The organism is Sphingomonas sp. DG1-23 (assembly GCF_030730875.1).
Classification (GTDB): Bacteria; Pseudomonadota; Alphaproteobacteria; order Sphingomonadales; family Sphingomonadaceae; genus Sphingomonas.
This window is the reverse complement of record NZ_JAVAMA010000007.1, coordinates 69094-95567: the sequence shown is the minus strand read 5'-3', so window position 1 is coordinate 95567 and position 26474 is coordinate 69094. Positions and strand designations below refer to the sequence as shown.

General features: G+C 66.9%; 18 protein-coding genes. 12 read left to right on the top strand and 6 right to left on the bottom strand.

The window, feature by feature from the left end; genetic code table 11:
- Window positions 1-12 precede the first annotated feature (12 nt).
- Window positions 13-681 (top strand): aspartate/glutamate racemase family protein, encoded by a 669-nt coding sequence (locus tag Q9Q95_RS12745; protein WP_306097504.1) that lies wholly within the window; start codon window positions 13-15, stop codon window positions 679-681.
- Window positions 678-1937 (top strand): MFS transporter, encoded by a 1260-nt coding sequence (locus tag Q9Q95_RS12740; protein ID WP_306097503.1) that lies wholly within the window; start codon window positions 678-680, stop codon window positions 1935-1937. The genes Q9Q95_RS12745 and Q9Q95_RS12740 overlap by 4 nt, the downstream gene beginning before the upstream one ends.
- Before the next feature lies 1 nt (window position 1938).
- On the opposite strand, the gene Q9Q95_RS12735 is transcribed toward Q9Q95_RS12740, so the two are convergent.
- The 3 genes from Q9Q95_RS12735 to Q9Q95_RS12725 are packed head-to-tail and all read right to left on the bottom strand — an operon-like array spanning window position 1939 to window position 6307.
- Window positions 1939-3216 (bottom strand): four-carbon acid sugar kinase family protein, encoded by a 1278-nt coding sequence (locus tag Q9Q95_RS12735; RefSeq protein ID WP_306097502.1) that lies wholly within the window; start codon window positions 3214-3216, stop codon window positions 1939-1941.
- Window positions 3213-4484, bottom strand: a complete 1272-nt coding sequence (locus Q9Q95_RS12730) for a ribulose-bisphosphate carboxylase large subunit family protein (RefSeq protein ID WP_306097501.1) — start codon at window positions 4482-4484, stop codon at window positions 3213-3215. Before Q9Q95_RS12730 ends, Q9Q95_RS12735 begins: the two co-directional genes overlap by 4 nt.
- Window positions 4484-6307 (bottom strand): beta-L-arabinofuranosidase domain-containing protein, encoded by a 1824-nt coding sequence (locus tag Q9Q95_RS12725; protein ID WP_306097500.1) that lies wholly within the window; start codon window positions 6305-6307, stop codon window positions 4484-4486. The genes Q9Q95_RS12730 and Q9Q95_RS12725 overlap by 1 nt, the downstream gene beginning before the upstream one ends.
- Before the next feature lie 115 nt (window positions 6308-6422).
- Between Q9Q95_RS12725 and Q9Q95_RS12720 the strand changes: the two genes are divergently transcribed.
- Both Q9Q95_RS12720 and Q9Q95_RS12715 read left to right on the top strand, forming a co-directional pair.
- Window positions 6423-8501, top strand: coding sequence for a beta-galactosidase (locus Q9Q95_RS12720; RefSeq protein WP_306097499.1), 2079 nt, complete (start codon window positions 6423-6425; stop codon window positions 8499-8501).
- Between the two features lie 14 nt (window positions 8502-8515).
- Window positions 8516-9727, top strand: a complete 1212-nt coding sequence (locus tag Q9Q95_RS12715) for an SGNH/GDSL hydrolase family protein (RefSeq protein WP_306097498.1) — start codon at window positions 8516-8518, stop codon at window positions 9725-9727.
- Window positions 9728-9751: 24 nt separating this feature from the next.
- Here the strand turns inward: Q9Q95_RS12715 and Q9Q95_RS12710 are convergent, their stop codons facing one another.
- Both Q9Q95_RS12710 and Q9Q95_RS12705 read right to left on the bottom strand, forming a co-directional pair.
- A complete protein-coding gene (locus tag Q9Q95_RS12710; protein WP_306097497.1) occupies window positions 9752-10843 on the bottom strand; it encodes a hypothetical protein in 1092 nt (363 codons plus the stop codon).
- 17 nt (window positions 10844-10860) lie between these two features.
- Window positions 10861-13521, bottom strand: a complete 2661-nt coding sequence (locus Q9Q95_RS12705) for a TonB-dependent receptor (RefSeq protein ID WP_306097496.1) — start codon at window positions 13519-13521, stop codon at window positions 10861-10863.
- A gap of 223 nt (window positions 13522-13744) precedes the next feature.
- Here Q9Q95_RS12705 and Q9Q95_RS12700 point away from each other — a divergent pair, with 223 nt between their 5' ends.
- The 7 genes from Q9Q95_RS12700 (at window position 13745) to Q9Q95_RS12670 (ending at window position 24577) form a co-directional block, all read left to right on the top strand.
- Window positions 13745-16378 (top strand): TonB-dependent receptor, encoded by a 2634-nt coding sequence (locus Q9Q95_RS12700; RefSeq protein WP_306097495.1) that lies wholly within the window; start codon window positions 13745-13747, stop codon window positions 16376-16378.
- Window positions 16378-17469: a Ca2+-dependent phosphoinositide-specific phospholipase C gene (locus tag Q9Q95_RS12695; protein WP_306097494.1), complete on the top strand. Its 1092-nt coding sequence runs from the start codon at window positions 16378-16380 to the stop codon at window positions 17467-17469. Before Q9Q95_RS12700 ends, Q9Q95_RS12695 begins: the two co-directional genes overlap by 1 nt.
- A gap of 178 nt (window positions 17470-17647) precedes the next feature.
- Complete coding sequence (locus Q9Q95_RS12690; RefSeq protein WP_306097493.1) at window positions 17648-17929, top strand: GntR family transcriptional regulator; 282 nt, start codon at window positions 17648-17650, stop codon at window positions 17927-17929.
- A 75-nt stretch (window positions 17930-18004) separates the two neighbouring features.
- Window positions 18005-19849: a cache domain-containing protein gene (locus Q9Q95_RS12685; RefSeq protein ID WP_306097492.1), complete on the top strand. Its 1845-nt coding sequence runs from the start codon at window positions 18005-18007 to the stop codon at window positions 19847-19849.
- Between the two features lie 117 nt (window positions 19850-19966).
- A complete protein-coding gene (locus tag Q9Q95_RS12680) occupies window positions 19967-21568 on the top strand; it encodes an alginate export family protein (protein WP_306097491.1) in 1602 nt (533 codons plus the stop codon).
- A gap of 138 nt (window positions 21569-21706) precedes the next feature.
- The gene (locus tag Q9Q95_RS12675) at window positions 21707-23842 is read left to right on the top strand and encodes a TonB-dependent receptor (RefSeq protein ID WP_306097490.1); all 2136 of its coding nucleotides are present in this window, start codon (window positions 21707-21709) and stop codon (window positions 23840-23842) included.
- 24 nt (window positions 23843-23866) lie between these two features.
- Window positions 23867-24577: a phosphatase PAP2 family protein gene (locus tag Q9Q95_RS12670; protein WP_306097489.1), complete on the top strand. Its 711-nt coding sequence runs from the start codon at window positions 23867-23869 to the stop codon at window positions 24575-24577.
- A gap of 128 nt (window positions 24578-24705) precedes the next feature.
- On the opposite strand, the gene galE is transcribed toward Q9Q95_RS12670, so the two are convergent.
- Entirely contained in the window at window positions 24706-25704 is a 999-nt protein-coding gene (gene galE / locus Q9Q95_RS12665; RefSeq protein WP_306097488.1) for a UDP-glucose 4-epimerase GalE, read from the bottom strand.
- A gap of 87 nt (window positions 25705-25791) precedes the next feature.
- Here galE and msrA point away from each other — a divergent pair, with 87 nt between their 5' ends.
- Entirely contained in the window at window positions 25792-26337 is a 546-nt protein-coding gene (gene msrA, locus Q9Q95_RS12660; protein WP_306097487.1) for a peptide-methionine (S)-S-oxide reductase MsrA, read from the top strand.
- Window positions 26338-26474 lie beyond the last annotated feature (137 nt).

The following is a 26474-nucleotide window of genomic DNA, read 5'->3' as shown; positions in this document are numbered from 1 at the left end:
CAGGACAGCACCATGCCGACGCTCGCCTTGCTCCACACCTCGCCGACGCTGAGCCCGATGTTCAACGAACTGACCGCGCGCCTCCTGCCGGGGGTGCGCGTGCTGCATTTCGTCGATGAGAGCCTGATCAAGAACACCATCGCCGCCGGAATGCTCGAAAAGGCGACGATGCGGCGGCTGGTCGCCCTGGTCGGCTCGACCTTCGACGCCGGCGCCGATGCGACTCTGGTGACCTGTTCGTCGATCGGCCCCGCCGTCGACATCGCGGCGCAGCTTCACGATCAGCCGGTGCTGCGAGTCGACCGGCCCATGGCGGAAAAGGCCGTGGCCACCGGCGTCCGGATCGGCGTGCTGGCGACGCTCTCGACCACGCTCGATCCCACCGCCGATCTCGTCCGCCGGGTCGCAGCCGAGCAGGGCAAGCCCGTCGAGATCGTCGAGCATCTCTGCGCGGGCGCGTTCGAAGCGGTGATGGCCGGCGATGGCGCCACGCACGACCGCATCGTCGGACAAGCCCTCACCGAAGCGATGCAGGGCATGGACGCGATCGTCCTCGCCCAGGCATCGATGGCGCGGGTGCTGGCGACCCTGCCCGAGGGCGCCGTCCCCGCGCCGGTATTCTCGAGTCCCGAGCTCGGCGTCGAGCGCGCGCGCGACCTGCTCGCCGGGCTGGCCAAGTGAGGAAACGCCATGCCGTGGTCGGGCTGCTCGCGGCACTGTCGGTCATCACCTTTCTCGATCGGATGGCGATCGCCGTCACCGGCCCGTCGATCCAGAAGGACCTCGCCATCACCCCCGATCAATGGGGCTGGGTGCTCGGCGCCTATGTGATCGCCTATGCGGTGTTCGAGATCCCCTCGGGCGCGATGGGCGACAGCCATGGCTATCGCAAGGAACTCACCCGGATCACGATCTGGTGGTCGTTCTTCACCGCCGTCACGGCCTTGTGCCGCAATTTCTGGCAGCTCACCGGCGCGCGCTTCCTGTTCGGGCTCGGCGCGGCGGGCGCCTATCCCAACATGTCCGGCGTGCTCTATCGCTGGCTGCCGGCACGCGAACGCGCCCGCGGCCAGGGCGTGATCTGGGCGGCGAGCCGGTTCGGCGGCGCGCTAGCCCCCTTGCTGCTGGTGCCGCTGCAGGCACAATTGGGCTGGCGCGCAGTATTCGTCGTGCTCGGCCTTATCGGCTTCGGCTGGGCATTGGCATGGCGAGGCTGGTATCGCGACCGGCCTGCCGACCAACCCGGCATCACGCCCGAGGAAGTCGCCGAGATCGGCAGCGACGAAAGCGGCCATCTCGGCACGCCGTGGCGCAAATTGCTCGCTTTGCCCCAGCTCTGGCTGATCGCGCTGGCTTATTGCTTCTATGCGTTCGGCAGCTGGTTCTTCTTCAACTGGTTCCCGACCTGGATGGTCAAGGGCGCAGGCTTCACCATCGCCGAGATGGGCCTGTACGGCTCGCTGCCCTTCCTGCTCGGCGTCGTCGCGAACCTCGTCGGCGGGATTCTGTGCGACCGGCTGGCGCAGCGCATCGGCATCCGCCGCGCCTATAGTCTGATCACCGGCCTTTGCCTCGCCGCCACCGCCGGCCTGCTCGTCGCGATGAGCCTCGCCACCGGCAAGCTCGCGATCGTCCTGCTCGCCAGCACCGCCTTCGCCGTGATGGACCTGATGCTGCCCGCGGCATGGGCGATGTGCATGGCGATCGGCGGGCGCTACGGCGGCACCGCGAGCGGCGTGATGAACACCGCGGGCAATCTCGGCGGCTTCGTCTGCACCGTGGCGATCGGCTATATCGTCGCAGGGACGGGCGATTACAGCCTGCCGCTGCAGGGCGTCGCGGCGATGGTGCTGATCGCGGCGGGGATCTTCGCGGTGATCGACTGCACCAAGGGCTTCGACCACAAGGCCACGCCGGACCTCGCGCCAGCGGCCTGATCTAGGCGGGGGTACCGCGGCGAACCGTCTCGAAAAAGCCCTCGCCGCCCATCTGGCCGCCCTTGAGCACCAATTCGAGCCCGTCGATCGCAGCGTCCGCCGCGTGGGCGCGGACCAGAGGTGCGCCGCGCTCGATCGGCGCGGCCCAGGTCAATGCGTCGATGCCGAGTTCGGCGACCCCGTGGCTCGAAGTGTCCCCCCCGGCAAACAATACACGGCGCACGCCGGCTTCGCGGATCGCCTTGCCGGAGATCCGGCCGAGCGCCGCGCCGAGCCGGTCGCCCGCGGCAGGCACCTCGCCGATCGGGCCCTCGGCCGTATGGATCACGCAGCGCCCGCCGGCACTCAGCGCCGCAATGGCCTCGTCCGCCAACCGCGCTTCCTCGCCGCTCTCGCCGCGCAGCAGCGCCGCGACGTCGGCACGCACCGGACGATAACCCTCCGCGACGCCACGCACGATCTGGCGCGCAGTGGCCGGCGAGCAGCTCCCGCTCACCACCAGCAGCCGCTCGACTGCATCGGCACGCGCGGTTTCCGCTGCGCCCTCGATCAAACCCGCCGCACGCCACGCCAGCACCAGCGCCCGCGTCACGCCCGAACTGCCGACCGCAAGGCGCACGCCGCGCGACAGGAGCACCGCGCCGGTTTCGGCGAGATCGTCCATGGCGACGCCGTCGAACAATATCGCGTCGCTGTCCCGCGCTGCATCGAACGCCGTTCCCGCCTGCTTCGCCTGCACCCGGTCGAGCGGGACCAGCGTGATGCGGGCACCGGTCTGCGCGGCGAGGTGGCGGATCAGATCCGCTTCGTGCATCGGCGTCACCGGATGGCGCGCCATGGTCGGGTGTCGGTCGATACGAAAGATCTCCGCCCCCGCCGCGGCGAACAGATTGCCGAAGGCGAGATAGCGTCCCAGATGCGGTGCCGCGACCACGATCGCCGCGGGGCCGCCGAACGCGGCCATGCCGATGTCGAGCGCTCGACCGATCGAGCCGATCGTGGGGCTGCTGTCGAAGGTCGAGCAGGTCTTGTAATGAACGACCGCGGCCTCGCGCAAAGCACCGTACGCGGCGGGCAGGTGCGCATCCATCCAGTCGGGCGAGCGGCTGCGACTGTCGCCGGCCAGGCCGACCGCGCGGACATCGGGAAAGCGCGCGCGCAGCACCGCATCGGGTGCGCGGAGAAACAGAACCGCCGGCACCCCGCCTTCGGCGAGCTGCTCGAGCACGTCGGTCGAGCCGGTGAAGTCGTCGCCGTAAAAGGCGTAGAGCAGGCTCACCCGCCGAACGCCGCCAGCGCCGCCTCCAGCTCGGGTGCGTCTCGCGCCGCCTCGGCGATCGGCACCCCGGCCACCGCGGCATCCCAAGCCTGGCGCAGCGCCCGGACGCCCGCTGCGGGGCCGCCTGGATGCGCCATGATCCCGCCGCCCGCGGCGAACATCAGATCGGCGCTGCCCAGCGCCGCAAAAGTGGGCGCCGCCTGCCGCGCCGACTGGCCCGAGGAGAAGACCGGCATGATCTCGCATCCGGGATGCGGCGCGTCGAACATCGGCGTCAGGCATTCGCGCGCCGAGGCGATGACGCTGTCATTCTCCTCGCAGAACTTGTTGTCGATGCCGTTGACATGAGTGTGGTCGATCCCCGCCAGCCGCCAGAGCTTCTGATAGGCGAGGAAGCTCATGCCCGTGGCCGGCGAGCGGCCGAGCATGCCCCAGCCGTTGCGGTGGCCGTGTATCGGCAATTGGGAATGCGCACGCAGCATCTTCATCGCGGGCAAGCCGATCGAGTTCATGCTCGCCATGATGCACGTGCCGCCTTCGGCGAGGACATGATCGTGGCGCGCGCGCATCTCGTCCATGTCGCCGGTCAGATTGGCGGCGAACATCACCTTTTTGCCGGTGCGCTCGGCATGGTCGCGGATTACCTGCATCACCGCCGAGACCCGCGCATCGAACGGGCAATGCGGCCCGTCGGACTGCAGCTCGTCGTCCTTGATGAAATCGACGCCGGCCTCGACCAGCACGCGCACCTGTTCGGCAGTCGCTTCCGGGGAGAGACCGACGCTGGGCTTGATGATGGTACCGATGATCGGGCGGTCGTACACGCCGGCCAGCCGGCGCGTGCCGGCAACGCCGAATTGCGGCCCCTGATAGCGTTCGAGGAAGACCGGCGGCAGCTTGAGATCGAGCAGCTTCAACCCCGAAAAGGCCTTGAGCTCGGAAAGATTGCCCGCCACCGCGGCAAGCAGATTGGGCAATGACGGACCGAAATTGGCGATCGGCCATGACAAGATCACGCGCGCGGCGCGGCGGCGCGCATCGCCGCTCTTGGGCAGGCCCGAGCCGGGGAGCGACGGCGCCGCCACCTCGCCCAGCTCGACCAGGTCCTCGACCCGCGCGGCATGCGCCTCGCGAAGTTCATCGGTCTCGCCGGGCACGCGGACGAAGGTGCCGGTCGATTGCTCGCCGGCCATCGTCGTCGCCGCTTGCTCCAGCGGAAAGGCAGTCTCGATCCAATAGGTCGCGTAGACGCGGTCTGTGCTGGCCATCACGACGTCTTGAAATAGGTGGCGGTGCGTTCGGTATCGACATTGTGATACGGCACGAAGACGAGGTCGCGGCCATCGATCCGCGCACGATAGGCCTCGGCCTGGCCGGGCATGGGCTCGAGCGCCCCGGGCAAAGCGACGACCTGCTCGTCGATGCCGTCCCACGGATTGATCCCGACATACATCACCGCACCGCGCATCAGCGCCTGCAGGTTAGGGTTCTGATCGTCGATCGCCAGCGTGCGCAGCGGCTGGGGCAGGTTGAGCTCGATCGTGTCGCCCGCCTTCCAGTTGCGATCGATCAGGGCAAGCTGGCCGGCCGTGGCAGGCTGCGACTTGCCGTTGACCGAGACCGTCGCGCCCTTGCTCCACGCGGGGATGCGCAGCTTCATCGCGAAGCGGCCATTGCCGGGCTTGCGCACGATCAGGCGGACCTTGTCGGTCTCGGGGTAGTTGGTTTCCTGCACCACTTCGACCGCGCCGCCGGGGCGATCCCAGGTCACTTCGGATGGCGCGTACAGATTGACGAGCAGTGCGTCGTCGTCGTGGAAATAGAGATTGAGCACATAGTCGGCGACGCCCTGGACCAGCGTGCCCGAGCAACACGGCCATTTCTGGTGATAATAGCGCTTCTCGCCCTGCGATCCGTAGTCCGAATAATAAGGATAGCCGCCGTCGCTGTCCGCGGTACGCACCGCGAGCATGGTGTTGTACAGCGTGCGCTCGAGACCGTCGCCATAAAGCGGCTCGCCGGTGAAGCGGATCAGATAGCGCGCGAGCTTGAGGTCGGCGAAGGCGCCGCACGGCGTTTCGAAATGCGCCTTCGAGCTCTTGAGGCTCGCCGCGAGCTTGCCCTGATGCAAATGGACGAACTGCTCCTCGGGGCCCCAGCCGCCGCTGGCGAAGCGCTGCGGCTCCATGAACTTCCACGCATTCTCGAGTGCCTTGCGATACTTGGCGTCCCCGAGATGGAGATAGGCCTGCGCGCCCGAGCTCAACGCGATCGTGTGGCTGTACGCATGCTTCTCGGGCAGCACGTCCTGCCCCGCCGCGAGCGGATCGAACCATTCCTTGTCGAGCAGATAATGGATCGCCATCCGGCGATATTTGTCGTCGCCGGTGATGTCGGCGACGTGGAAGAGGTTCTCCGACATGATGTACGTCTCGTCGTACGGTGGATTGACCTTGCCGATCCGGTCGCGCGAGACCGGCGAGATATAGGGTCGGCACTTCTCGATGATGATCGGGAGGAGGGTCTTCGCCTGCTCGACGCCGCTCAGCCGGTACGCGTCGATCATCCCGACGACGTATTTGTCCATGACATAGGCAGCCCACTGCGCCTGCGCCTTGGGGCCGGCATAGGGATTGCCCGCCTTGACGAACGCCTTGCCGAAGCCGTCGACCAACGCGGCGACCTTGGCATGCGCGGCCTTGTCGCCGGTGGCGGCGCCGAGGCGCGCGAGGCCCGAAATATATTGACCGAGCGTCAGCCCGGGAACGAAGCCGTCCTGATCGTACCAGCCGCCCATGTTCGGGCCCGGCGCCGGCAGTCCGGCATTCTCGCGGAAGACCTTGAGCACGCGATCATTGTCGAGCGCGAGATAATGGGCGTGAATGTGATCATATTGCTGCTTGATCCGCCCGCCGGTGAGCCGCACCGCGCCATAGGGAAATTCGTGCACCGCTTCCTTGCCGCGCAGCACCGCGGGATCAGCCGCCCACGCCATCGGCACCGCGCCCAGCGTGCCGCCCGCGGTCGCGCAGGCGGCGCAATGAATCACTGCGCGGCGTGAGAGCACCGTGTCGGCCAAACCTTGCATCATCCCATCCCTCGTCCCGCGGTCCGCACTATAAACCGGTCGATCGCGGAGTGTCGCCGGCGCTTGCTATGCCGACCGTTTCCCTCATATCATAATACTAATCAAGAGGAGAGGCGGGTTGCGGAGAAGTTTGACGACGCTTGCGGCTGCGCTCGGCGTGATTGTCGCCGCGATCGCCCCGGCGCATGCCCAATCGCGCGTCTGGCACGCCCGGGCCACCCAGTTCGAAAACCGTCCCGCGCTCGCCTTCGGGGTCGCCTGGTATCCCGAGCAATGGCCCGAAGCGCGGTGGCAAACCGATCTTCAGCTGATGAGGAGCGCCGGGTTCAACACGGTGCGGCTGGCCGAATTCGCTTGGAGCACGATGGAGCCCGAGGAGGGCCGCTTCGACTTCGGCTGGCTCGATCGTGCGATCGATGCCGCGGTGCGCAACGGCATGATGGTCGTGCTCGGCACGCCCAGCGCAGCGCCGCCGGCCTGGCTCACCCAGAAATATCCCGACACGCTGCGCGTCGACGAAGACGGCAAGCGCGCCGGCCATGGCGGCCGACGGCATTTCTCCTTCGCCAGCGCGCGCTACCGCCAGTTCGCCACACGCATCGCAGCCGAGATGGCGACGCGCTACGGAAAGAACCCCGCGATCGTCGGTTGGCAGATCGACAACGAGATCGGCCCGCCGTCATGGGACCCCGAGTCCGTCGCCGCGTGGCACCATTTTCTCGAGCAGCGCTACGGCACGATCGACGAACTCAACCGGCGCTGGGCGACCCAATATTGGAGCCAGCATTACAATAATTTCGATCAGGTCCCGCTGCGCGCCACCGGGCAGCACAATCCCGGCCTGTTGCTCGACTTCAAGCATTTCACCACCGCGACCTGGACCGATTATGTCGCGGCGCAGGCGGCGGCGATCCGCGCCCACGCCGATCCACGCCAGTTCGTCACCACCAACACGATGTTCTGGAATGCCGGTTTCGACCATTTCGCGCTCCACCGCGTCGTCGATATGGCGTCGTGGGACAATTACATCCCCGACGGCCGCCCCGATTGGGTGGCCAACGGCGCCAATCACGATCTCGTCCGCGGCTACAAGCAGCGCAATTTCTGGCTGATGGAGACCCAGCCCGGTCGGGTCGACTGGGTTCCGGTCAATCGCGCGCTCGATCCGGGACAGGTCCGCGAAATGGCGTGGCAGGCAGTCGGCCACGGCGCCGATGCGTTGCTCTATTGGCAATGGCGCCCTGCGCGGAACGGGCAGGAGACCTATCACGGCGCGCTGCTCGGTGCCGACGGCACCCCGGTCCCGGTGTTCGGCGAAGTGGCCCGCACCGGCAAGGAATTCGCGCAGGCGGCGCCCTTGCTCGCCGATACCGAACCCGCCGCCCAGATCGCGATGCTGTTTTCCTATGACAGTCGCTGGGCGATCGACATCCAGCGCCATCACAAGGATTTCGATCCGGTCCGGCAATTCCTGAGCCTCTACCGCCCGCTGCGCACCCGCACCCAGGGCATCCACGTCATCGCCCCCGATGCCGAACTCGGCAAATACCGGCTGGTCGTCGCGCCGAGCCTCCACGTCCTGACCCCGCCGCAGGCCGAACGCCTCGTCGCTTATGTCCGAGCCGGCGGGCATCTCGTGCTCGGCCCGCGATCGGGGATGAAGGACGACGCCAACGCCCTCTGGCCGAAGCGCCAGCCCGGTCCGCTCGCCGATCTGCTGGGCGCCGAAGTCGAGCAATATTACGCCCTCGACGCGCCGGTCGGCGTGCAGGGCAGCTATGGCGCGGGCAAGGCCAACATCTGGGCCGAAGCGATCCGGCCGGTCGCAAAGGACGTCGAGGTGCTGGCGACGTATTCCGACCCCCATGGCTGGCTCGACGGCAAGCCCGCCGCCGTCACGCGCCGCGTGGGCAAAGGCCGGATCACCTATATCGGCGGCTGGCTCGACGACGGCCTGCTCGCCACCATTGCTACGCAATTGCTCGACGGCGCAGGCATCCGCCCCGTGCTCGCAGACCTGCACCCCGACATCGAAGTCGGCGAACGCAGCGGCGCGGGCAAGCGGCTGCTCATCCTGATCAACCACGGCGCCGAACCGCATCCGATCGCTTTGCCCGCGGGCGCTTCGCTGGTCACCGGCGATCTGGCGGGCGGAACGCTGTCGGCGCACGGCGTCGCTTTGATCAAATTGCGCTGACCTTGGAGAAGACGATGCGCAAACTTCGATCGGCTGCGGCCCTGTTCCTGCTGGCGAGCTCCGCCGCCGCACAAGTCGCGCCGACATGGTTCGGGGCGTGGAGCGCGCCGCCGATCGCGTACGAACCCAGGATCCGCGACGCACTCGGCCGGCCGTTCAAGGACGAGACCGTGCGCCAGATCGTCGGCGTTGCAAGTTCGGGAGGCAGGCTCCGACTGCGCCTTTCCAACGAGCTCTCCGATACGGTGCTTCGCATCGGCGCGGCGAGCGTCGCCCGGCTCGACGCCGGCGGGGCCGTGGTACCGGGCAGCGTCCGCGCACTCGCCTTCGCCGGAAGCAAGTCCGCCACCATTCCCGCGAACGCGCCCTTCTACACCGACCCGCTCGACTTGCCCGTCCGCGCCGGCGAGCGGCTGGCGGTCAGCATCTATTATCCCGGCGAGGCCGCGCCGCCGGCGCATGCGCAGATGGTCGACGTCGTTACGGGAGACCAGACCGCCCGCGCCCAACTCGCCTCCCCCCTTCGCGCCCGCGCGCCCGGGCTGGTCTCCGCAGTCGAAGTGTCGGGCAGCCCGCGCCGCGTGCTGGTCGCCTTCGGCGATTCGATCACCGAAGGCGCGGGTGCGTCGCCGGGCGAGCAGATGAGCTATCCCGATCAGCTCGCCCGGCTGCTCGCTGCGCGACCTTCGAGCCATTGCTGGTCGGTGGTCAATGCCGGGATCAGCGGCAACCGGCTGCTCCATGACGGCCGCGGCCCCAACGCGCTCGCGCGGTTCGATCGCGATGCGCTCGCAGTGCCGGGCGTCACTCATGTGTTGCTGCTCGAAGGCATCAACGACATCGGCAAGATCAGCGATCCGGCGAAGCGCGATCAGGCGGTAACTGCCGATCAGATCATCGCCGCCTATCGCCAGTTGCTCGCGCGTGCGCATGCGCGGCAGGTCAAGCTGATCGTCGGCACGCTGCTGCCCTATGAAGGCGCCGCCTATGCCGATGCCGAGGGCGAGGTGAAACGGGCGACGGTCAATCGCTGGATCCGGGCGAACCGCTCGCAGTTCGCCGGCCTCGTCGATTTCGACATTGCGATGCAGGAACCGGGAAAGCCGAAGGTGATGCGGCTCGACAGCCAGATCGGCGATCATCTTCATCCCAACGATCAGGGCTATGCCCGCATGGCGCATACCGCGGCGGGGGTGGTCGGCAAGATATCGTGCGCGAGGCGATGAACTGGAGGATGCTCTCTTCTCCGGCTAGGGTATCGCCTGACCCCAGGCCCGTGATCGCGCCACTGCGATCCCCCGGGTCTCGTTCGGCCACGCCCCACTCACCGCGCAATAATAATGATAGAGGTCGCCGGCGTGGTGAAGGATCGCCGGCTTATGGGCATAGACGCTGTCCACCGCGCCCGGTGCCCCGACATCGACCATCACCTCGCCGATCTTGGTGAAATCGCCAGGGCTGTCGCCGAGCGCGAGCAACTCGCGCGCCTTGCCGTCCTGCGCGAGACCGAAATAATACATCGCCCAGCGCTCGCCGTGGCGGAGCACCACCGGATCGCTCGCGAAACGGTGATCGGGCGAGCCCGGCGGCCCGTTGCGCAGCAGCGGATTGGCCGGATGGCGGGTCCAGGTCCTGAGGTCGCGCGAAATCGCGAGCCCGGTCTGCTCCTTCCACGGCACCGATCCGGTCTTGGCGTTGTAGAATAGATAATAAAGGTCCCCGTGCTTCATCAGCCACGGCTTGTAGAGCCCGCCGGCTTCCCATGCGGCATCGGCATCGGGACGCAGGATCGGCGCGCTGCGCTCCCAATGGATCAGATCGTCGCTCCACGCGAGCCCGATCACCGCGGGACCTTCCTCATATCCGGCGTTGGGATAGGCATGCCAGGCGCAAACATAGCGCCCGTCGACCTTGCGCAGCCGCCCCGGTGATTGCAGGTCGTTCTCGCGCAGCAGCGACGAAGTCGCGATGTTCCAGCGCGTCACCGGATCGGCGGGGTCGCGCGACAGGATCTGCGCCACGCGTTTCCACGTCACCAGGTCGTCGGATTCGGCGAGGCCGGTCTGATAGCCTTTGCCGTCATAGCCTACGAAGGTCATGAAGAACTTGCCGGCATGCGCGAAGACGAAAGGCTGATCGACCGCGCGCTCGTCGAACGCCCCCGTCTCACCGCTCGCCGCCAGCACCAATTTGCCGAATTTGTAAGGGGTACGAAACGGCGCGAGATCCGTTGGAGCGCCCGCCCCTCCCGGTCGCGACGGAGCGCAGCCGGCGAGCAGGCCGGAGCCCGCCAGCGCGCCCGCGCCGGCGAGCAGCGAACGACGCGAAACCTCACGCGGCATCGGCTGCTCCCGCAGGCTCACAGCTTGAAGCGGATGCCGAACAGCAATTGACGGTCGTCGATCGACTGGTTCCCCGGCCGCGTCTCGACATCGTAATAGATCTCCTCGGGCGTGCGCTGGAGGTTCGATCCTTCGAGCGTCAGAGTGATCTGGTCGGTCAGATCGTAGTTGATCGACGCGTCGAGCCAGCCATAGCCCTTGCGGTAGGTCGGCATCACCGGGAAGGTGCCCGCCGCGAACACGCCGGTGAGGAACTTCGACCGGTGGTTATAGGCGATCCGCGCCGAGAACCCGCCTTTCTCGTACAACCCCACCACGTTGAAGCTGTGCTTCGACAGCTGCGGCAGCGGGGTGCGGTAGCCGGCGATGGCGCTCGGCGTGTCGCTGTCGACGAAGGTGTAGTTCGCCTGCACCCCGAAGCCGTCGAACGGCGCGGGCAGGAAATCGAAGAAGGTCTGTCCGCCCGCCTCGAGCCCCTTGATCGTGCCCTGTTCGAGATTGGTCGGACGGGTCAGCGTGTAGATGATCCCGCCGATCTCCACATTGGGCGTCGCCCGGGTCAGGATGAAATCCTTCACCTTGCGGTAGAAGCCCGCGACATAGACGTTGGTGGTCGGGCTGGCATAATATTCGAGCGAGGCGTCGAGCTGGTCCGCGCGCAGCGGGCGGAGTCCGGGATTGCCGCTGCTGCCTGCCTGCTGGCCGGGTACCAGAGTCAATGACGGCGCCAGCTGGCTGAAATCGGGGCGGGTCAGCGTCTTCGCCGCCGCCAGCCGCAGCTGGAGCCCGTCGGCGATGCCGATCCGCACGTTCGCGCTCGGCAGCACGCTCAGATATTCGTTGTCGAGGTTGATCGGCGCGATCCCCGTCTGGACGAACGCGCCACCGGGGTTCTGGGTATAGACCGGCTGGTTGCCGTTGACGTTGAGATTGGTCTGGACGAGCCGCAGCCCGACATTGCCGTCGAGCGTGATCGCGCCTTCGGTGCGGAATTCGCCCATGATGTAGCCGGCGCCGGTTTCCTCGCTCATGTCGTAGATGCCGAGCGGCGTGACCGCGGGACGCCCGGTGATGCCGAGATCGGTCAGCATCCCGTCGAAGCGGTCGCGCAGCTGGCCGAGGTCCACCGTCAGGAAATCGGTGGCGAGGCTATCCTGCTTGTAGAAACCCTCTCCCCAATAGCGCGCGGGGCTGAACAGGCCCGCAGTCTGCGACGCCGCCTGCCCCTGCCGGGTGCTGTTGAAGAAGCGGATCGGCTGGAAGTCGATCGAGCGGCGCGCCCAGCGGCCTCCGATGTTGAACCCCGACAGGAATGCGCTCTCGATATCGAATTCGGCGTCGAGGCGGGCGGCATATTGATCGCCCTCATAATGGTTCTCGTTCCGCGTCGCGGCGCCGATCTGGTAGTTGGCGACATTGGTGAGGTCGCTGCCCGACAGCGCGAACACCGGATAGTCGCCACCGATGTCGAACTGCGCGGTGGGGACGGTCGTGCGCAGGCTGAGGTCGGTGTAATAAAGGTCGTTGGTCGACTTCTGATAGGTGACTTCGGCCGATAGCTTGACGCCTTCGCCCTTGTACGAACCGCCGATCGCATATTGCTGGTTCTTGTCGATCACGTCGCGCGCCGCGGCGAAGCTCTGGACTAGCAGATTCTGGAAGGTCGCGGTGGCGACGTCGCCGGTCCCGTCGAACAGGGTGACCTGGGTCGGCACGGCGGTGCCGATATTCTTGTTGAGGCCCCATTGATCGGCCCGGTCCTTGAACCGCTGATAGCTCGCCTGGGCATAGAATTCGAGCTCGGGGTTGACCCGCCACTGGAAAGTCCCGTCGAGACCGAGCCGGGTGCGGTTGCCGGCGATCAGTGGCTCATAGGTGCCGTTGGGCAGCGAAATGGTCCCGGCGGGGGTGCACGCCGTCGCCCCCGTCGCCGTGCAGGGCAGGAAAGTGGTCGAATTGCGTGGCTGCGGATTGCCGACGCCGTCGACGTCGCTGCGATAGGCGCGTTCCTGGTAGGCGCCGCTGAGCAGCAGCCCCATCTCGCCGTCGCCAGCATTCCAGCGCGTGCTGACGAGACCCGAGACCATCGGCTTGACCTTCTCGATCAGGTCCGAATAACGGCCGAGCACGCTCGCGCTGGCGAAGAAGCCGTCGAAATCGAGCGGCTTGCGTGTGCGCAGGTCGATCGTGCCGCCGATCCCGCCTTCGATCAGATTGGCGCTGGGCGACTTGTAGACGTCGAGCCCGGCGAGCAATTCGGCCGGATAGTCCTGCAGATTGAAGCTGCGTCCGCCGCCGGCGGTGAAGATCTCGCGCGCGTTGAGCGTGACGAGCACCTGCGAAAGCCCGCGAATCGCGACCGAGCCGCCCTCGCCGCGATCGCGCGCCACTTGTACGCCCGAGATACGCTGGAGCGCCTCGGTGACGTTGACGTCGGGCAGCTTGCCGATGTCCTCGGCGACGATCGAGTCGACGATCTGGGCGGCATTCTGCTTGCGCGCCTGCGCCGACTGGAGGCTGGCGCGGATGCCGGTGACGACGATCTCCTGCTCGCCCTGCGCACCTTCGCCGGGTGCTGCCGCGGCGGGGGCGGGCGCGGCCTCCTGAGCATATGCCCCAGCCGTCCACGACAATGCGGCAGCTGCCACTCCGACGAGCAAAATCTTCTTCTGCGTCATTCAGATCCCTCCCAGGACGATGGTATTTTTATTCGTATTATAATATTAAAATCATATTGGCAACGGCCTTGCCGCCTCCTGTGGTCTGAGGAATGCGCATCCGTGCAGTCATCGAACCGCCCGAAAGATGAAACGGTGACGCAACGATCGCGCCGCGAAGCCGCAATAGCGCGGGCCTATTCGCGCCCCGAACCGGCCATCAGGGCCAGGGGGAGAAACCAAAATGTCGCATCGTTCGCGCCTGCTTCGGGCAGCGCTGCCGCTTACCGTGATCGCTTTGGCGCTGGTCCAGCCCGCCTTTGCACAGACTGCCGAGGCCCCGGCGGACGCACAGGCCGACGGCAATGAGGACATCGTCGTCACCGGTTCGTATGCAAGCAGCCTCGCCGCGGCGACCGAGACCAAGCGGCAGGCGGCGTACGGCGTCGACTCGATCAACTCGACCGATATCGGCAAATTCCCCACCCAGAACGTCGCCGAGGCGCTCCAGCTCGTCACCGGCGTGGCGATCACCCGGCCGCGCGGCGAAGGTCTCTATGTCAGCGTGCGCGGACTCGGGCCGCAATTCCAGAGCACGATGCTCAACGGCCGCAGCGTCGCGATCAACGATCTGATCGAGAATGGCGGCGCCGCCGGTCGCCAGTTCCGCTTCGAGATGCTGCCCGCCGAGTTCGTCTCGCAGATCGACGTGGTCAAGACCCCGACCGCGGACATGACCGAGGGCGCGCTGGGCGGCAATATCGACGTCAAGACCTTCCGCCCGCTCGACGTCGGCACCAGGACCACGCTCAACCTGCGCGGCACCTGGACGACGATGACCGGCAAGGTGAAGCCGAACGCCACGGCGCTGACCAGCTATGCGAGTGCGGACGGCACCTTCGGCCTGCTCGCCGGCGCGCAATATTGGGCCAAGGAAGTCCGCAACGATCGCTGGTACAATACCGGCTGGAACATCGCGAGCGTCTTCGCCCCGACGCTCGGTGCCGGCAAATACACGCCGACCCGCACGCGCCCGACGATCGAGACCGAGAGCCGCGAGCGCATGTCGGGCATCATCTCGGCGCAATGGCGTCCCTCGGACGAGCTTGAAACCACGCTCGACGTGCTGGGGACCCGGCTCGACGTCGCCTATGACGAATATGGCCTCGACATCTATCCCGACGATACCAGCGTCGCCGGCCACCGCCCGGTGATCGTCCCCGGCTCGGTCAAGCTCGACGGCGACACCGTCGTCGCCGCGACGATCAACGACGTGCGCTTCATGGGCACGCGCGAGTACAGCCTCAACCGCCACGATCTGCTCAGCGTCGGGCTCAAGCAGAGCTGGAAGCCCGAAGGCTGGGACGTGACGGCCAACGTCAACTGGTCCTACGCGCACAGCTTCCATCCGAGCTATGCCGAAGGCACGGTGCGCAGCCGCATCCAGTTCTTCGCGCCGCTGACCTATGACGCCTCGGGCGGCTACAAGGTCATCCCGACCTTCACCACCCCGGTCGATCCGACCAACCCGGCAAACTTCGTCCTCTATCCGTTCAACATCGCGCCCAAGAACAGCAAGGACTGGGACTGGTACGCCCGGCTCGACGTCGGCCATTCGATGGATGGCTTGCTGAGCAAGATCGCCGCCGGGGGCGAATATCACTGGCGCAAGCGCGATTATTGGCGTCGCGATTTCACGGTCAATCCGGGCCAGGTGCCGCTGAACGCCTTCGCGCCCAACGGCTATGAGGCGATCCCGTTCGACGACTTCCTCGACGGCGTCTCGGGCAATGCGCCGCGCAACTGGATCGTGCCGATCACCAGCGTATTCTACGACAAATTGTTCACCGACGCAGTGAAGAACGCGCCGCTCGCCCCAGGCGATCTGCGGGCTTCCTATGTAGTGACCGAGAAGACCGCGAGCGCCTATCTCCGCGCCGACTATGCGCTGGGGGCGAGCATCACCGGCAATGTGGGCGTGCGGTATGTCCACACCGATCAGGTAGCCAGCGGTACGCTGACGATCGGCACCGCGCCGACTCCGGCGAGCTTTCCCAAGACCTTCAACAATTGGCTGCCGAGCTTCAATCTGCGCGCCGAGCTGAGCCCGACCCTCGTCGCCCGCCTCGCCGCCAGCCGCGTGCTCACCCGGCCCAACGTCACCCAGAGCGCACCGCAGATCAGCGTGTCGACCGACGCGCCAACCGGGAGCGGCGGCAATCCCGAGCTGGTACCGTTCCTCGCCACCCAGTTCGACGGTTCGCTCGAATGGTATTTCAACCGCAAGGGCTCGCTGACCGCGGCTTTGTTCTACAAGGCGATGGACAAATACATCACTGCGCAGAACATCAATGTCGAGATCCCCGGCCGCGGCACGATCCTGCTGAGCACCCAGGTCAATGGCGGAGACGCCAAGGTCTATGGCGCCGAGGCAGCGTACAACCAGGTGTTCACCTTCCTGCCGAGGCCGTTGGACGGGCTCGGCATCCAGGCGTCGTACACCCACACTTCGGTGCAAGCGGAGTATACCGCGGGCGCACGGACGATCGAGGACCAGCTGATCGGTCTGTCGAAGAACAGCTTCAACCTCGTCGGCTTCTACGATTACGGCCCGGTCTCGGCGCGGCTATCCTATGTGTGGCGCGACAAATATCTGTCGGGCACGGGCAGCACCACCCAGACGCCGAGCTATGTCGACGCGTTCGGCTCGCTCGACGGCAACCTCTCGTTCCGCGTGACTGACAAGACCACGCTGAGCCTCGAGGCGATCAACATCGCCGGCGCGAAGCAATACAGCTATAACGACGATACGCTGCGTTACGGCGAGATCCATTATTGGGGCCGGACCATCCTGTTCGGCGTAAGGACCGAATTCTGATGCTCAAGGGGCTCCTTTCCGTCGCTGCGCTGGCGCTTGCCGGCGCGGCGGCGACCCCGCAGGCGATGAACGACGTCCAGACCGTCGGGTCGCACAACAGCTTCAAGGCGCGCATCCCCACGGCGGTGATGACCAGGCTCCGCGCGATGGAGCCGAAGCTCGCCGACGGGCTCGATTACTATCATGTGTCGCTGGCGAAGCAGCTCGACGCAGGCGTCCGCCAGCTCGAGCTCGACATCTTCGCCGATCCGCAAGGCGGCCGCTACGCCGACCCGAAGGGCGAGGCCTGGGCCAAGGCGGCAGGCGAGCATACTGGTTTCGATCGCGCGGCGATGCTGAAGCCGGGGTTCAAGGTCTTCCATATCCCCGATGTCGACTATCTGAGCACCTGTGCGACCTTGGTCGGCTGTCTGCGCGAAGTCGATCTCTGGTCGCGCGCGCATCCCGATCATCTGCCGATCATGATCACGATCAACGCCGCCGACACGCCTTCGGGCCGCCCGGGGATCACCGCACCTTTGCCGCTCGACGACGCGGCGCTGCTCGACGCGCTCGACGGCGAGATCCGCTCGGTGCTGCCGGGCAGGCGCCTCATCGCGCCAGACGAGGTGCGCGGGACCGCCCCGATCCTGCGCGACGCGGTGCGCAGCCGCGGCTGGCCGGCACTGTCGGCGGCGCGCGGCCGCATCTACATCCTGCTCGACGTGCGCGCCGCGGTGTCGGATCTGTATCGCGCCGGACATCCGTCGCTCGCCGGGCGGGCGATGTTCGGCTGGTATCCCGACGATCAGCCCGAAGCGGCGATCCAGATCGTCCAGGACCCGCTGGTCGACGGCGACAAGATCCGCAAATGGGTCGGCGAGGGGATCGTCGTGCGCACCCGCACCGACGCCAATACCGTCGAGGCGCGCACCCGCGATTTCGCCAAGGCGCGCGCGGCGTTCGCCAGCGGCGCGCAGGCGGTGAGCACCGATTATTATCCGGGCGCCCCCGATCCGCTGCGCGCCGGCTTCGTGGTGACTCTGCCCCAAGGCGCGATGGCACGGTGCAGCCCGGTGCGCGTTCCAGCCGGCTGCCGGGTTCGACCCTGACGCTGAGGTCGGGTTCGGCGTGGGTTGGCGCCGCGACCCCTCCACGTGCACGCTGGCTCCGTCGGCGGGCGCCGGAGAGGTCATTGGAAGGGCCAATGCTGGGGCCGTGGAAAGTGGTGCTGGCGCAGCGGCTCGAGCCGGAGAGCGATACGCCGCTCTACATCAGATCGTCCATGCGATGATCCACGAGATCCAGCGCGGACGGCTACCGCCCGGCACCTTACCGCCAGGAACGCGCGATCTCGCCGAGGCGCTCGCAGTCAACCGCAAGACCATCGTCACCGCCTATGAGGAACTGGTCGCGCAGGGCCGGCTGCAATCGCTCGGGCGCCGGGGCACGATCGTCTCGAGCTCGCTGCCCGAGAGCGATACCGCGCCCCGCGCGCACCGGCGGCAAGCCGGCGACGGTCAATGTCAGCCTGCCCGGCGCGGCGCGCGCGGCATCGCCATCTCTCCGTAAGGGAAATCCCCTAAGCGCCGGGGCCGCACCGCGGAACCCTCTATAATCTCTGGATGAAGGTCTGGAGATAGAGTGATGGCGTTCCTTGCGCGCATGAATATCGGCAAGCGCATTTTGACGATCGGTGCCGCCTCGCTTCTGGGGCTGTTGCTCGTTCTGGCCTTGTCGGTCGGCCGCCTCGACGCGGCGCTCACCCAGAGCTTCAACGATCGCACCAGGCAGACCCTCGACGTCGCCTATAGCCAGCTCGTGCGCTTCCAGGCCGAGGAGCAGGCGGGCCGGATGACCCGCGAGCAGGCCCAGACCGCCGCCAAGGACGCGATCCGTTCGATGCGCTTCGGCAAGGACGACTATTTCTTCGTCCTCGATACCGATCACAACATGATCCTCCATCCGGTCAAGCCGGAGAAGGAAGGCAAGAACGTCGCCAACGACACCGACGCCGACGGCAAGCAGCATTATCGCGAGATGATCGCCCGGGTGAACGCCGAGGGCGAGGGCTTCGTCGCGTACAATTACAAGATGCCCGACGGCAACGGCTCGAAGCCCAAGATCTCCTATGTCCACGGCTTCAAGCCATGGGGCTGGGTCGTCGCGACCGGCGTGTTCAATTCGGAGATCCGCGCCGCGGTCAACGAAGCGACGCTGCGGCTCGGCGTGGTCGTGGTGTTCGTCCTGCTCGGCCTCGCCGCCCTGATCCTCGTGATCAGCCGCTCGATCACCGTGCCGCTCGGCCAGATCACCGTACGGATGCGCAGCCTCGCCGACGGCGATACCAACGCCGAAATCCCCGGCGCCGCGCGCCGCGACGAGATCGGCAACATGGCCGGCGCGCTCCAGATCTTCCGCGACAACGCGCTCGCCAAGGCCGCGGCCGAAGCCGCCAAGGCACAGGCCGACGCCGATCAGCATGCGATCGTTTCGCTGCTGTCCGAGAAGCTCGAAGCGCTTTCGGAAGGCGATCTGACCGGCACCATCTCGGGCAACGTCCCCGCCACCTACCAGGCGCTGAGCGGCAATTTCAACACCGCGCTGAGCAATCTGCGCGACCTGATCGCGGCGCTCGCCGACGCGTCGCACAGCATCGAAAGCGGATCGAGCGAGATCGCCGCCGCGTCCGATGACCTCGCGCGCCGCACCGAGAGCAATGCCGCCAGCCTCGAGCAGACCTCGGCTGCGCTGTCGCAGATGAACGCCCGGCTGAAGTCGAGCGCCGAAGTCGCCGATCGCACCGTCGATCGCGCGCAGCAGGCGATCGGGATCGTCGGCTCGGGCCGCGCCACTGCCGAGGAAGCCACTTCGGCGATGGATCGCGTCTCGGGCAGCGCCCAGGGCATCGACGACGTCATCGAGGGTCTCGACAAGATCGCTTTCCAGACCCGCGTCCTTGCGATGAACGCCGCGGTCGAAGCCGGTCGCGCCGGCGAGGCGGGTCGCGGCTTCGCGGTCGTCGCCGATCTCGTCTCGGCGCTGGCGATGCGCGCCGAGGAAGAGGCCAAGCGCGCCCGCGAGCAGCTCTCGACCACCCAGAGCGAGATCCGTTCGGCGGTCGATGCCGTGCTCAAGGTCGATGCCGCGCTCGCCGAGATCACCGGCAGCGTCGAGCAGGTCCACGAGTTCGTCGAGACCATGGCCAACGACAATCGTGCCCAGTCCCAGACGATCGGCGAGATCGCCACCGCGGTAAACGTCATGGACCAGTCGACCCAGCAGAATGCGGCGATGGTCGAGCAGACCTCCGCGGCGGCGCGCAATCTCGCCGGCGAAGTCACTGCGCTCACCCGCCAGTCGGCGCGCTTCAACGTTGGAACCACCGCCGTCAAACGCCCCGCCGCCGCGAAGGCGAATCCGCCGGTGCAACGGGCAACCCCGGGTTTCGCAGCGAGCAACCGCGTCGAACCCGAATGGGCCAGCTTCTAGCCGGCCCGGCTCTTTCCGCCGCGCGCCGCCAGGGACGGAGCGCTCTCATCTCACGCGAAAGCCCGGATACGCCGCACGCGGCGTGCACGGCTCCCTTTGTCACAGCTGGAAATATCGATGCTCCGTCCCCTCACTCGCCTTGCTTTCGGCACCTCGCTGCTGGCGCTTGCCGCCGCCCCCGCCGCCGCCCAGGTCCTGACGCCGATCTCGACCGATCTAACGGCGCGCAACGACGAGCTTCTCGTCGTCGCCGCCTATAACGGCCCGTCGGATCTCGCGAAGAAGCAGGACGTGCCGCCTGCCCAGCCCTCGACTCCGCCGAGCGAGGCGACTGCCGAGCGCGCGCCCGCCAACCCCGCGACCCGCGCCTATCCGCGTCAGGCCGACGGCCATGCCGTCAAGCTCGGCGGCTATAATCTGTCGCGCTGGGCCGAGGACTGGCGGCTGATGCGCGACCCGAAGAAGCGCAACGATCCGCTCGACCGGCTCAAGTACATCCCGATCGACGACGAGGGCGACATCTACCTCACGCTTTCGGGCGAAGTGCGCGTGCGCGCCGATTATTACTCGCATCCCGGCCTTGCCCAGGGCGAATATCGCCGCGAGGACAAGCTTCGCCTCGTCGGCGGCGCCGATCTCCATATCGGGCCGGTGCGCTTCTATGGCGAGCTCGCGCATGGCGGGCTTTCGGGTCATAATTACGGCGCGCCGACGCCCAAGTTCCGCGATGCATTGTTCGCCCAGCAATTCTTCGGCGAGATCGGCGGCACGATCGGCGAGGTGACGCTCGGCGCGCGCTATGGCCGTCAGGAATTCACCGATGGTCCCTCGGGGCTGGTTTCGCAGAAGGACAACAATACCATCCGCACGCCGCTCGACGGTTTGCGGGCCTGGGGCCAGATCAGCAACATGCGCGTCGATCTGTTCGATTTCGAGCAGGTCAAACTGGGCATGGAAGGTCTGGGCGACGACGTCACCGATCACGATACCCGCTTTTCGGGCGTGACCGCCGGCGTGGTGCTGGCCAACAGCAAGACGCGCAAGCTCTTCCTCGACCCGTTCGTCTGGCGCGAGCGCAACGCGCGGCAGCGCTGGGGCAGCGTCACCGCCCGCGAGGTCCGCCGCTATTACGGCGCGCGCCTGTGGGGCAGCTATGACGATCTGACGATCGACTGGACGATCGCGCATCAGGGCGGCGACTTCAACGGCCGCGACATCAGCGCGTGGAACGTCTTCGCCGCGCAGACCTGGCAGCTCGGCGCCAAGGGCCTGGCACCCAAGATCGGCGTGCATTTCGATTATGGCAGCGGCGGCGGTTCCTATGGCACCGGCGCGCTGCATGCCAGCAAGACCGTCACCGCGGGCACGACCGCCTATAGCTATCAGGGCGCGCTCGGCGCCACCAACCTGTTCCAGGTGTCGCCGAACCTCACCATCTCGCCGGCCAAGACGCTCGACCTCACCGCCGAATATCAGCGCAGCTGGCGCGCCACCGAAACCGACGCGATCTATCGCGGCAGCGGCACCGCCTATGCCGGCAGCCAGCTGCTCGCCGGCAGCCATGTCGGCGACACGATCCACCTCCAGGCGAGCTGGAAGATCACCCCGCGGCTCTCGCTGATCGCGCGCTATGAATATTTCGACGGCGGCGCCGTCCTCGACCAGCTCGGTTTTGCCGATTCGCACTATCTCGGCAGCTGGGCCACCTTCCGCTTCTGACCGAACGATCCTCCCCCGCTGCAGTGGGGGAGGATCGGAACGCGAACGTCCGGCCGTATCGCGCGCCAAAGAGTCTTGATACCTTATATCATCGCCGCTACCGCAGCGCAGCACGTCCTATAGTTTCGGGATTCTTTCATGCTGCGTACCCTGTTGCTTGCCACCGTCTCGCTGACCGCCCTGCCGGCGCACGCCGAAGAGAGAGCGTCGCCCGACCTTTCCGGCCCCGATGCGCCCGCCGCCGACCCGCAGGAGCACGACCAGCCCAATCAGGAAATCGTCGTCACCGGCACCCGCGCCCGCGCCACCGCGGATGTGCTCGGCGGCACTGCGGTGCTCGCCGCCGAGGAGCTGACCCGCGAGATGCGCCCGACGATCGGCGAGACGCTCGCCTCGCAGCCCGGCGTCTCGGCGACGTCGTTCGGCCCCAATGCCTCGCGCCCGGTGCTACGCGGCTTCACCGGAGATCGCGCGCGGCTGCTGATCGACGGGATCGGCAGCATCGACGTGTCGAACACCTCGGCCGATCATGCGGCGATCATCAACCCGCTCACCGCCGACCGCATCGAAGTGCTGCGCGGCCCTTCGGCCCTGCTGTTCAGCCCCTCGTCGATCGGCGGCGTGGTCAACGTCATCGACAGCCGCATCCCGCGCCGCCTGCCCGAGAGCCCGCTCCACGCCGACGGCATCGCCACTTATGGCAGCGCGTCGGACGAACGTTCGGTCTCTGGCGCAGTCGACGTGCCGGTAGCGGGCAAGCTCGTCGTTCATGCCGATGGCAGCTGGTCGAAAACCGGCGACCTGCGCAGCGGCGGCTATGTGCTGACTCCGGCCTTGCGTGCGCAGGCCGCGGCGAGCGACGAAGCCGAGATCCAGGAACTCGCCGGCCTCAAGGGCAAGATCCCCAACACCGCTGCGCGCACCTGGGACATTGCGGGCGGCGCGGCCATCGTCGACGAGCGCGGCAGCCTCGGCTTCTCGGTGGCGCGCTACGACAGCCTTTATGGCGTGCCGATCCGCTATGCGGTCGAAGAGCACGACCATGATCATGGCGACGAGGAGGAGCATGATCACGGCCATGCCGAGGGTGTCCGGCTCCACGCCAAACAGACTCGCTTCGACGTGCGCGGCGACGTGCTCACCGAGACCGCGGGTATCCACCAGATCCGCATGCGCCTCGCCGCCGCCGACTATCGGCACGACGAGATCGAGGATACCGGCGAGATCGGCACGACCTTCTACAGCCAGGGCTTCGAAGGCCGGGTCGAACTGGTCCAGGAAACGCATGGCGAATGGGAAGGCGTGACCGGCGGCCAATTCTCGACTCGCAACACCCGCATCGTCGGCGAGGAGAAGTTCCTGCCGCGCACCGAGAGCAACCAATACGGCCTGTTCACGCTGCAATCGCTCGATTTCGGCAAGCTCAAGGCCGAAGCGGCGTTGCGCTACGAACATAACAGCCTGCGCGCGCAGGCCGACGAAGACATCGGCAATCCGCGCCTCGACCGTGGCTTCGACAGCGTCTCGGCCTCGCTCGGCGCCAGCTACGCGCTCGCCGACCATCTCCGCCTCGGCGTCAACGCCTCGCGCAGCGAGCGCGCGCCGACGCAGGAGGAATTGTTCGCCAACGGCCCGCACGCCGGCACCCAGGCCTTCGAGATCGGCAATCCCGATTTCACCACCGAAAAGGCGTGGGGGCTCGAAGGCACGCTCAAGGGCAGCGGCGACGGCTGGAGCCTGTCGGCGGCTGCCTATTACAACTGGTTCACCGACTATATCTACGACTCCCCCACCGGCGCGATCGAGGACGATCTGCCGGTGTTCCAGTACAACCAGGCCGATGCGCGCTATTACGGCTTCGAGGTCCAGGGCTCGGCGCGGCTCGCCCGGCTCGGCGGCTTCGCGGTCAATGCCGATGCGCTCGCCGATTATGTCCATGCCGAACTGGTCGATCAGGGCCCGGTCCCGCGGATTCCGCCGCTGCGCGTGATGGGCGGGCTCGAGGCGCAGTCGGATGCGCTGACCGGCCGGGTCGAAGTCGAGCACAGCTTCGAACAGGATCGCGTCACCGATTTCGAGACGCCGACCAGCGGCTTCACCCTCGTCAATGCCTCGATCGCGTGGAAGCCGTTCGGCGCGGGCTCGAACACCAGCCTGATGCTGTCCGCGAACAATATCTTCGACGTCGAGGCGCGGCGCCACACCAGCGTGCTCAAGGATTACGCCCCGCTCGCCGGGCGCGATCTCCGCGCGACGCTCAGGGTGCAACTCTAGGCGCGATGCGGCATTAGGGGGCGGATGGAGACTCCGCCCCCCGATCCCGTCGTCGCGCTGAAACCCGAGGCCGCGGTCTCGCGTCGCATCCCCTGGCCGATCGTCGCGCTCGCTGCGGTGGCGGTGTTGCTTCTCGGCCTCGTCTGGTTCGGCCACGAGGTGCTGGACGGCGATACCGCCGAGATCGACCGCGCGATCATGCTGGCGATGCGCGTGCCCGGGCGTCCCGAACAGCCGCTCGGCCCGCATTGGCTGCCCGCGGCAGTGCGCGACGTGACTGCGCTCGGCAGCACCACGGTGTTGACCATGGTCGTCGCGATCACTGCCTGCTTTCTCGCGCTCCAGCGGCGCTGGCGTTCGACCGTGCTCGTGCTCGCCGCGACGATCCTGGGCTCGCTTGCCGTGACGCTGGTCAAGGCGCTGGTCGCGCGGTCGCGCCCCGATCTGGTCGGGCGGCTGATGGAGGAAGCCTCGCACAGCTTCCCGAGCGGCCATGCCGCCAACAGCGCGATCGTCTATCTCACCCTCGCGACCTTGCTCTTTCCTCTGGTCCGCGGCTGGCGGATGCGCGGCTTCGTGCTGGCGGTGGCGATGCTGCTGGTCGGCGCGATCGGGGCGAGCCGCATCTATCTTGGCGTCCACTGGCCCAGCGACGTCCTCGCCGGCTGGGCCTTTGGCAGCTGCTGGGCGCTTTTGTGGTGGGGCGTGGAGCTGAAGCTGTTTCGGACGCGCTAGCTACGCACCCGTCACCCCGGCCTTGTGCCGGGGTCCACCGGAAGGATGCGGGAAGATCAAGAAGCCTCTAGTTTCTCCGTTGAGGCACAGTAGACCCCGGCACAAGGCCGGGGTGACGAACCGCTCCGTCAGCCCTCGCGCTCGGCGAGCTTGCGTTCCCAAGCCAGCGCGTCCTTGACGATCCCCTCGAGATCGTCGTGCTTCGGCCGCCACGGCAAGGTGCCGAGGATCTTGCTGTTGTCGGCGACCAACGCATCCGGGTCGCCCGCGCGGCGCCCTTCCAGCTTGCGCTCGATCCTCCGGTTGGTCACCCGGTCGACCGCATCGAGCACCTGCAGCACCGAGAAGCCGCGGCCATAGCCGGCGTTCATCGTGTGGCTATCCCCGGGGCGCGCGATCAGCAGATCGAGCGCGTCGACATGCGCCGCGGCGAGATCGGTGACATGGATATAGTCGCGCACGCCGGTGCCGTCCTCGGTGGCGAAATCGGTGCCGAACACCGAGACCGCGTCGCGCTTGCCGGTCGCGGCCTCGGCGGCGATCTTGATCAGATGCGTCGCGCCGGCGGTCGATTGCCCGCTGCGGCCCTGCGGGTCGGCGCCGGCGACGTTGAAGTAACGCAATGCGCAATAATTGATCGGATGCGCCGCCGCGACGTCGCGGAGCATGAACTCGGTCATCAATTTGGACATGCCATAAGGATTGATCGGCGCCTTGGGGCTGTCTTCGGAGACCGGCACCTGCTCGGGAATGCCGTAGGTCGCCGCGGTCGACGAGAAGATGAAGTGCTTCACGCCGGAGACGACCGCGCTCTCGAGCAGCGAACGGCTCGCGACGGTGTTGTTGCGATAATATTTGAGCGGGTCGGACACCGACTCCGGCACCACCACCGATCCGGCGAAGTGCATCACCGCGATCACGCCTTCGTCGCGCATCGTCCGACGGACGATCTCCTCGTCGTCGATATTGGCGACGACCAGTTTCGCGCGCTTGTCGACTGCCCAGTCGAACCCGGTGACGAGGTTGTCGACCACCACGACCTTCCAGCCCGCGTCGAGCAATGCCAGCACCGCATGGCTGCCGATATAGCCCGCGCCGCCCGTCACCAGCACACACCCGTCGCGCATCACGATCTCCCTTTGCCGCGCCTCGCCTAGAGGGGCGATTGCGCTGCGCCAACCCCCACCTATCTTGAGCGCGACAAGGAGAATGAAATGACAGTCGAAACCGCGACGCTCGCCGGCGGATGCTTCTGGTGCACCGAGGCGGTGTTCAACGACGTGATCGGCGTGACCAAGGTCGAGAGCGGCTATATCGGCGGCACCGTCGCCAATCCGACCTACAAGCAGGTGTGCGGCGGCGACACCGGCCATGCCGAGGCGATCCGGGTGACCTTCGATGCCGATCAGATCCGCTACGGCGATCTGCTCGACATCTTCCTCGCCACCCACGACCCCACCCAGCTCAACCGCCAGGGCAATGACGTCGGCACCCAATATCGCTCGGCGATCTTCCCGCATTCGGAAGCGCAGGAAGCCGAAGCCAAGGCCGCGATCGAGCGGGCGAGCGCCGACTGGCCCGCGCCGATCGTCACCACGATCGAGCCGCTGACCGAATGGTATCCGGCCGAGGATTATCATCAGGAATATTGGCAGGGGGAAGGCCAGCGGAACCCCTATTGCCTCGCGGTGATCCCGCCCAAGCTGCGCAAGTTGCGCAAGAGCTTCGCGGCAAGGACCAGGGAAGGCGCGGCGGCGTAGCCTCCAGAAAAATCCTCCCTCGCGAAGCGGGGGAGGTGGCGCGCGCAGCGCGACGGAAGGGGCCAGGCCGCAAGCGCGTCGCTCGTGGAGAGCCCCCCTCCACCAGCTTCGCTGGTCCCCCTCCCCCGCTTCGCGAG